Origin of the sequence: Synechococcus sp. R6-10, assembly GCF_047461815.1 — a bacterium.
GTDB lineage: Bacteria > Cyanobacteriota > Cyanobacteriia > Thermostichales > Thermostichaceae > Thermostichus.
Window position 1 is genome coordinate 1 of record NZ_JANSHW010000310.1, and the last position, 4702, is coordinate 4702.

4 protein-coding genes are annotated in these 4702 nt (G+C 58.4%); all 4 read right to left on the bottom strand.

Going from position 1 to position 4702, the window contains the following annotated elements; all coding sequences use genetic code 11:
- Positions 1-75: 75 nt before the first annotated feature.
- Entirely contained in the window at positions 76-1659 is a 1584-nt protein-coding gene (locus tag NW837_RS09265) for a type II CAAX prenyl endopeptidase Rce1 family protein (RefSeq protein WP_414330921.1), read from the bottom strand.
- Positions 1660-1757: 98 nt separating this feature from the next.
- Positions 1758-2477, bottom strand: a complete 720-nt coding sequence (gene trmB, locus NW837_RS09270; RefSeq protein WP_414330924.1) for a tRNA (guanosine(46)-N7)-methyltransferase TrmB — start codon at positions 2475-2477, stop codon at positions 1758-1760.
- 92 nt (positions 2478-2569) lie between these two features.
- Positions 2570-3490, bottom strand: coding sequence for an L-lactate dehydrogenase (locus tag NW837_RS09275; protein ID WP_011433746.1), 921 nt, complete (start codon positions 3488-3490; stop codon positions 2570-2572).
- A 249-nt stretch (positions 3491-3739) separates the two neighbouring features.
- Entirely contained in the window at positions 3740-4099 is a 360-nt protein-coding gene (locus NW837_RS09280) for a hypothetical protein (RefSeq protein ID WP_011433745.1), read from the bottom strand.
- Between the last annotated feature and the right edge of the window lie 603 nt (positions 4100-4702).

A 4702-nucleotide genomic window follows, 5' to 3' on the forward strand; every position in this document is an offset into this window, starting at 1 on the left:
CCGCCTCCCCGCAAAGAAGACAACGGCGGGTTCTTGAGCCGCTTCTTCGGCAGGAAAAAGTAGGCAGAGCCCCCCTTAACGCGCACCCCCTAGCACCAGCAGCGTCACCAGGGATCCCGTATTCCAGAGGCTGTGCAGTAGGATGGGAGCCAGCAGGTTGCGGCTGTGGCTGTACACCACCCCCAGCACCACCCCCAGCATGGTCAGAGGCAGCAGATCAGAGAGGTTGAGGTGGGCAAGGGCAAAGGTGAAGGCGCTAAGCCCAATGGCGGCCCCCATAGGCAGGTAGCGGCTTAGAGTAGGCAGCCAAAAGCCCCGGAACAGCACCTCCTCAAAAACAGGGGCACAGACAGACACCACGGCCAAAAACACCAACCGCGCCCCCCAACCATGGCTATCCAGCAGCAGGGGCAAAATGGGATTCCCACCCCCCGCCTGCGGTAGCAGCAATTGCGAGAGTGCCGCTGCCAGCACCACCAAAGGCAAGGCCACCCAGTAGCCACACAAGCCCCACAGCAGCCAAGGACCCCACAACCGCACCTGCAGCACCCTCTGCCAGCCGGGGTAGGCGTGCAAGAGACGGTACAATAACCCTGCCCCCAGCAAAGCGCCGGAATTGTAGGTGAGAAACAGGGCTACCGCCTGCTGCCAAGGGCTGAGCTGCCGTGCCCCCAGGCCGAGGATGATGATGTAAAGTCGAGGCACCAAAGCGTTGAGGGCGATAAACCCCAAAAACCAGCCGGTCAACACCGCTTGCGCCCCGATCCCCGGCCAAGGCACTTCCCAAGCAGGGCCCAGGAGCGGACGTTTGCGCCAAAGGCTCCAGCCCAGCCAGCCCAACAAGAGCATCAACCCCAGCAGCGCCCCCAGCACGGGGATCCCGCCCACCACCGCCAGTCGAAATAGAGCCGCCAAGGCCAATTTTTCCTGCTGTTGGTTGAGGGCATTTAGGCTATCGCTGCGCTGCTGCAGTCGGTAAAGCTGTTGCAGAGCCACCGCCTCAAACCAACCATCCAGATGATTGCGAATCTGCACCTCCGCCTCTGGCAAGATGCGCCGCGGTGTTCCCCACAGCCCTTGCAAAACCCGCGCTGCCCCCTTTTGGCTCGATTCCAGCTCCACGGGACGTTCCAGGTCGATGATCTGCTGCCATTGCTGCCGAGCAGCTTCCAGATCTTCTTGGTAGGCATAGAGCAAGCCAAGGCGCAGCCACAGTGCATCCAGCTCCGTCTGCAAATCTTGCATGGAGGCCAAAAGGGCGGGATCCACCTCTGGAGATTGGGCCAGTTCTGGGCTGGCCGCCTCAGATTCGCCAGCAGGAGTTAAACGGGCCAGCCGTTTCAAACGTTTCAGGCGTTCGGTGTAGTTATCGGCGGTCTGCTGATAGCGATTTTGGGCCACCTTGAACACATCCTGACCCAAAAGTGCCTGTGCCAGATCCTGATAGCGGGGATCATCGAGGGTGCGGGAAGCCTGCAGGGCGAGATCGGTTTGCAACAAATCCAACTGCGTTTGGGGCGGCGGCTGAAACCAACTGCTGGAAAGAGAAAGCCCGACAATCACAATGGCCAATAGGCTCAGCAGGTTGAGGATCCCACGGCGAACAGAAAGCCGAGCAGAAGAGGGGTCGGCAGAGGCCGTGGTTTCAGAGTGAGACATTGCGGCGACGGATCCAACTCAAGCGGGTTATATCCTATCTTCTGTATTGTCTTGGCGGAATGGAGTTGTTATTACTGCATTACGGATTTGTCCTGTTGTCACCGTCGCTCCAGCCAATAGCGATAGATGGGCAGGCCCAGTTGTAGGCAGTGCCACTCCCGCTCCGTGGGGATGCCGAGGGGATTGGAGTCCAAAGGCCCCTGGTGGGGATCCCAAAACTGCGGATGCTCTAAAAATCGAGCTGCCATTTCTTCGGCCACCTCTTGGATATCCGATTGCAGGAAGACAGGGCTGCCCGGTCGCAGCAGCAGAGCCAGATCCGCCACCAGTTGGGGCTGGACGATCCGCCGTTTGTGATGGCGCTTTTTGAACCAGGGATCCGGAAATAGGATGGTTACGCGGCTGAGATCCCCCGGCGCAAACAGATGCCGCAGAGAGATGTTGATGTTGGCAAACAGAAAATGGACGTTATCCAGCCCCAGCTCATCCCGCCAGGCATTGGCCCGCTCCACCAGCGCCTGCCGAATCTCTACCCCTAGGAAGTTCCAGTCGGGCTGCTCCTGAGCGAGGCGCAGCAGAAATCGTCCGCTCCCTGTGCCGATATCCAGATGAAAGGGCTGCCCCAGCCGCCGGTATACCCGTTCCCAATGGGGTGGGGGGGCGGGCTGCTGATACTGTGCCTGCAGGGGATTGACGTGCTGCCGTACCCGGTGACCGAGGCCCCTCTGTAAGGGGATCCCGGCCCAAGGCGGAGAAGGGGGGCGCTTCTCCAGTTGGCCCTCAGGCGATTGCTGCCCCTGTTGCACCTCTGCTTCCATAGACCACCTCCTGCCGCCAGCTGCGGCCCTCGCCCACTGACCAAGGGATCCCCCAGCTTGGAGGGGAGCGACAAAAGTCCAGGAGATCTAGGCTACCACCGGATGCTGTCGATGACTTGCCGCAAGATCTGGGCCGAGCGGTGCAGCTGCTTGCGCTCGCTCTCGGTGAGGGACATGGCCAGCGTGCGTTCCACCCCCTGCCGCCCGACCACTCTGGGCAAGCTGAGACAGACCTCTGGCAGATCGTACTCCCCTTGGGTGAGGCTGCTCACCGTCAAAACGCGGTGTTGATCCCGCAGCAGGGCTTGGACAATTTGCGTCACCCCTAACCCGATGGCGTAGCTGGTGGCCCCTTTGCGACGGATGATCTCGTAGGCAGCGTTGCGCACCTGCTCGAAGATATCCCCCAAATAGGCGGGATCCCAGTCCGGCGAGAGTTCCCCAATCGGGGTGCCGGCGATGTTCACCTTGCTCCAAACGGCCACCTCGCTATCTCCATGTTCGCCGATGATGTAGGCGTGCAGGCTACGCGGATCCACCCCCAGGCGCTCCGCCAAAAGATAGCGAAAGCGGGCTGTGTCCAAAACCGTCCCCGACCCAATTACCTGCCCTGCCGGCAACCCCGACAACTTCAGGGAAACGTAAGTCATGATGTCAACGGGATTGCTCACCACCAAAAGGAGTGTGTCAGGGCAATGCGCCATCAAGGCCGGGATCAAGCCTTTGAAGATCTCGACGTTGCGCTGCACCAAATCCAAACGGGTTTCTCCAGGCCGCTGCTTAGCCCCTGCCGTTAAAATCACTACATCTGACCCGGCGCAATCCGCCAGTTCCCCTGCCCGTATCCGCGTCGGCTCCACAAAGGGGATCCCGTGCACCAGATCCATCACTTCCCCTTCCAGCTTGTTGCGGTCGATGTCGTGAAGGACCAGCTCATCCAGAGTGTTCTGGATTACCATCGAGTAGGCACAGGCCATGCCCACCTGCCCAGCTCCGATGATGGATCCCTTCAAAAGGCGGCGAGAAGTCAGCCCCTCGACCTGCTGCTGGGAGCGCTGCTTGGGTTGGTGCTTAGAAACAGTCATGGCCGCAGCCGCTACTCTTCGTTCTCCAGCTTAAGCCTGCCTAGAGGAAGAAAAAAACAGGCTACCGCTCTCCAGAAGAACTGGAAAGGCGAGAAGAGGCAGGATCGGTTGCCGCAGCGGACTGGATCCATCTGAAACAATAAAAACAATAAATAGCCCTCTAACCTTCAACAGTCCTCAACCCGGCTGCTGGGTTAGCCGCTGCCAAAGCTGCGGAGGAATGCGCTCGTGAGGACACTTTAGGGACTGAATCTGAGCTAAATCTTCCGGCATGTAGTGCAAGGCTACCCGCGCTGCCGGATCCAAAAGGCTGCGCCGTCGTCGGTTACATTGCTCCGCTTCTCCCAGAAACACGTCCAGCCAGCCATCTCGCTCTTGGTAGCGAATCCTCAAAGCAGAGAGAGAAGGCAGAGCAGAGGAAACTTCTTTGCGGTAGAGCCGAAAGCCCTGCTCCAGACTCCAGCCCAACCACCACTGAGGCGCCAATTGCCCCAACTGCCTACACCACACCCCCGCCTGAACCTGTTGCCATGCCATGCTTGCCACTCCGCAGCTTGTTCTCCTGAGAAGACTTAACTGCAAATCTTTAGCAATTGCTACTTGGGTAAGCACTCTACCAGACTCCTCAAGCTTAATGCAAGTCTTTATCAAAGAGGACCCCTACTTTGCCGGCACGCTATTGAAAGCTAATCTCAATAGAGCTATGCTGTTACTCGGTTGAGTGGTGGAGTTGTATCCATCAGTCTTCCTCTCTTGCCTTGGATGCATCGGGGATCCCACGCCCGCGGAATTAGCCATCCTGGGTCTGGCAGGGATCCCTTTTCCAGGGCTAGCTGAGGTTCTTTCTAATGAGAGCAGTTCTAACTAATAGGAGCCTGGTTCCTTCCCAAGCGTGTCGATGTACGGGTAGAACAAGTTCGGGAGCCAGAAGCGGTTTAACCTTGAAAACGGCGACGCATAGCCCTTCACGTCGGCAGGACAGGCTTTTTAATAATTCTTTTAATTAACCTCAAGAGTTGCTTCAAAGAATATCCCCTCCGGAGCACCCAAAAGCCCGTGCCAGCCCGGGGATCTTTTGTATCGAGAGACACACAAACTCCCCCAACAATTCCATAGGATGACCGTAGAATGGCAGAGACA